Below are 3708 nucleotides of genomic sequence, written 5' to 3'. Positions count from 1 at the left end.
GACGGGGCCGCCGATTCCGCGGTCCTTGGCGATCTTCGCCGCACGGACGGCGTCGATGATGACGCCCGCCGAGTTCGGCGAATCCCACACCTCGAGCTTGTACTCCAGGTTCAGCGGCACGTCGCCGAAGGCGCGGCCTTCGAGGCGCACGTAGGCCCACTTGCGGTCGTCGAGCCAGCCGACGTGATCCGACGGGCCGATGTGGACGTTCTTGTCCTCGACCTTGCCGGCGAGGTCGCCGTGCAGGTTGGAGGTGACGGCCTGGGTCTTGGAGACCTTCTTGGACTCCAGGCGCTCGCGCTCGAGCATGTTCTTGAAGTCCATGTTGCCGCCGACGTTGAGCTGGTAGGTCCGGTCGAGCACGACGCCGCGGTCCTCGAAGAGCTTGGCCATGACGCGGTGCGTGATCGTCGCGCCGACCTGGCTCTTGATGTCGTCGCCGATGATCGGCACGCCGGCTGCCTCGAACTTCGCCGCCCACTCGGGGTCCGACGCGATGAAGACGGGCAGCGCGTTGACGAAGGCCACGCCCGCGTCGATCGCGCACTGCGCGTAGAACTTGTCGGCCTCCTCGGAGCCCACCGGCAGGTAGGACACGAGCACGTCGACCTTGGCCTCGCGCAGCGCCTCGACGACGTCGACCGGCTCGGCCGCCGACTCGTCGATCGTCAGGCGGTAGTACTTGCCGAGCCCGTCGAGCGTGTGGCCGCGCTGGACCGTGATGCCCGTCGTGGGGACATCGCAGATCTTGATGGTGTTGTTCTCCGAGGCGTTGATCGCCTCGGCGAGGTCCTTGCCGACCTTCTTGTCGTCGACGTCGAACGCGGCGACGAACTCGACGTCGCGGACGTGGTACGGGCCGAACTGGACGTGCATGAGGCCCGGCACGGTGCCGGCCGGGTCAGCGTTCTTGTAGTACTCGACACCCTGGACGAGCGAGCTCGCGCAGTTGCCGACGCCGACGATGGCGACGCGTACGGATCCCATGGATCACTCCTTGTTTCTTTGCTGGGTCTTGTTGACAGGTGTCGTGCTGCTTCGGCGGGGCTCGCCGACGGTGTCGTATGCCGCTGGGCCGGGGTCCAGCGCCGCGCGGCGTTCCGCGCTGATGAGCTCTTCAAGCCAGCGGACCTCGCGCTCGGCCCGCTCCTCACCGTGCTGCTGGAGGGCCATGGTGTAGCCGTCCAGGCGCTCTCGGTTGCGCACGCTCGCCTCGCGGATGTTGGCGAGGCGCTCCTCGAGCCGGGAGCGTCGTCCCTCGAGGATCCGCAGGCGCACCTCCTGCTGGGTCCGCGAGAAGAAGGCGAAACGGACGTCGAAGTCGTCGTCGTCCCACGCGTCCGGGCCGCTGGCCGTGACGAGGTCCTGGAAGTGCTCCTTGCCCTCGGCCGTCAGCTCGTAGGTGATTCGTGGGCGCCTGCCCTGCACGGGCGGCTCGGTGGTCTCGGTGATGTGACCGGCCGCGACGAGCGCCCGGAGCGCCGGGTAGAGCGAGCCGTACGACAGGGCCCGGAAGATACCGAGTGCGGTGGTGAGTCGCTTGCGCAGCTCGTAGCCGTGCAGCGCCCCGTCGTGCAGCAAGCCGAGAATCGCGAACTCCAACAGCGCGGCACGCCGGCTGGGGGGACGCGTGGGTCTGGGCACGCCCCTAATCTACACCCAGATATATCGCCCCGATACATCGCCATAACCCCAAAGTGCTGTTCTCTCGATCACACACTCGATCGAGAGAACAGCGTTCGGGGTTTCAGGCCGAGGACGGGAGTCACTCGGCGGGGACGTAGACGGCGATGAAGTCGGTGCCGGCCGCTGGGCGGGGGCCGTCCAGGCGCAGCGTGGCCGTTCCGGCCGCTCGTGCCGGCTGCGCTGTCGTGCTCCAGCCGCCGCCCTCGATTCCACTGGTCTCGGCCAGGCCCTCCAGGTAGAGAACGCCCCGGTTGGGGTCTGCGGCATCCTGGCCGGCCGAGCCCCACGTGAGCAGGAACGGCTTGCCGGCTGGCGTCCGGACCTGCGGAAGCGGCCCCTTGGCGGCTGGCCGAGTCACGACTCCCTCGAGCTTGTACCGGTAGCCCTGGTGCTCCCGAACCTCCGGAACGACGGCGACCGTCTTGCCGGACGCGTCGGTGACGGGAGTCTGTGCCCCGAGCTCGTAGACAGCTGCCGTGATCAGGGCACCTTCGACCTGGGTCGGTTTTCCGGTCGTGCCGTCGACGAGCTGGACCCGGAGGCTGGCAGCCTGCCCCACGGTGAGCTCGGACCACCCCTGTCCTGCCTCACCCGGCACCGAGCCCTCGGTCGGGAGGTCACGGTCCGCTGGGAGCCGGGAGTCGCACCCGCTGCCGAAGAACCCCTCGGCCCCGCCCAGGCTCAGCCGGAGCTGGGTGCGCTTCGCCGTGGCGTCATCCACGCCGGGCAGGTGGCACTCCGCGTTGATCGACACATGCGTTGTCGTCGGCTCCCACAGCAGCGTGGCCTGGCCCTGGCCCGCGTCACCGATGAACCCGACCGCCAGCCTGTCGTCGGCGACCATTGCCCGGTAGCGCAAGCCGCCCTTGACGACGTCGCCGGGCGCCTTGGGCACGATCCGAGACGGCATCCCGTCGGCGCCGACCGTCGCAACCGGGCGGGAGACCGCAGGGGCCGGCGGAGCTGAGCGATCCCACCCCGACGAGACGGTCGTGCCGGCGATGGCAACCACGGCGCACAGGGCCGCGACCCCTGTGGCGGTGCGGCGGCGCTTGGTCGCGCGCACCTTGCCGGCGACGCCGGCCGAGACGGAGGGGACGTCGGCCCGGACGTCGTCCGTGCGGAGGTCGAGCTCGTCACGCAGGTCGGTGAGGTTCATCGGGTGGCCTCCTTCGGAGCAACCGCGGGCGTCTGGCTGACGATGAGTCGGGGGTCGAGCCGCAGCTTCGCGAGCGCCTTGCTCGCCTGGCTCTTGACGGTGCCGACCGAGCAGCCGAGGATCTCGGCGGTCTCGGCCTCGGACAGGTCCTCGTAGAAGCGGAGCACGACCACGGCGCGCTGCCGCTTGGGCAGCCGGCCGAGCGCCTGCCACAGGTCGGCTCGATCGTCTGCTCGGTGCGACTCACCCAGTCGGCCGATCGCGGAGCCGGACTCGGGGAGGTCTTCGGTCGGCTCTTCGCCGTTCCACTTGCGCCGCCACCACGTTGAGTAGGTGTTGACGAGGATCCTGCGGACATAGGCCTCGGGCTGTCCGTCGATGCGCTCCCACGCGAACCACGCCTTGGCCAGCGCCGTCTGCAGCAGGTCCTCGGCCAGGCCACGGTCGTGGGTCAACAGGTAGGCAGTGCGCAACAGGCTCGTCGACCGAGCCGCGACGAAGTCGTCGAACCCGTCTCTTCCCACGGTCACCCCCGCTTGGTTGTGCTGCATCAGCGTCGTCACATCCTCAGGGACCACCCGGCCCCGGACAAAGGTTGCCCGTCCCGACCTGCAACACGCCCGCGAACTCGAAACTCACCACTGTTGCTTCAGGGGTGGGTTCCGTGGTGCCGGGCGTGTTGCGGGGTGACGGGGCTGGGAGCGCGCATCGGGCTGGGCGGGAACTCAGCGGCATATGGCACGCGTTTGTGCCGTATGCCGGTGGGCTCGGCCTGGTGCCTGTGTGCCCACTGTGGACGGCGGGGTTCATTTCGGCGCATGGCGCGTCAACGGGTCATACTGATGCGCAGGCTCGAGAGGTTT

General features: G+C 69.1%; 4 protein-coding genes. All 4 read right to left on the bottom strand.

Annotation, left to right across the window (positions count from 1 at the left end; translation table 11 throughout):
- A partial coding sequence (locus ABF401_RS09150) for an inositol-3-phosphate synthase (RefSeq protein ID WP_353509238.1) occupies positions 1–987 on the bottom strand: 987 nt, incomplete at its 3' end.
- A gap of 3 nt (positions 988–990) precedes the next feature.
- Positions 991–1644 (bottom strand): PadR family transcriptional regulator, encoded by a 654-nt coding sequence (locus tag ABF401_RS09145; protein WP_353509237.1) that lies wholly within the window; start codon positions 1642–1644, stop codon positions 991–993.
- 121 nt (positions 1645–1765) lie between these two features.
- Positions 1766–2845, bottom strand: coding sequence for a hypothetical protein (locus ABF401_RS09140; RefSeq protein ID WP_353509236.1), 1080 nt, complete (start codon positions 2843–2845; stop codon positions 1766–1768).
- Entirely contained in the window at positions 2842–3408 is a 567-nt protein-coding gene (locus ABF401_RS09135; RefSeq protein WP_353509235.1) for a SigE family RNA polymerase sigma factor, read from the bottom strand. Before ABF401_RS09135 ends, ABF401_RS09140 begins: the two co-directional genes overlap by 4 nt.
- Between the last annotated feature and the right edge of the window lie 300 nt (positions 3409–3708).

Source organism: Intrasporangium sp. (assembly GCF_040414665.1).
In the GTDB taxonomy this organism is placed as follows: Bacteria; Actinomycetota; Actinomycetes; order Actinomycetales; family Dermatophilaceae; genus Intrasporangium.
This window is presented reverse-complemented; position numbering and strand designations above follow the sequence as displayed.

Coding starts and splice junctions, on each gene's coding strand:
- ABF401_RS09140 (WP_353509236.1), bottom strand. CDS start 2,845: ATGAACCTCACCGACCTGCGTGACGAGCTCGACCTCCGCACGGACGAC.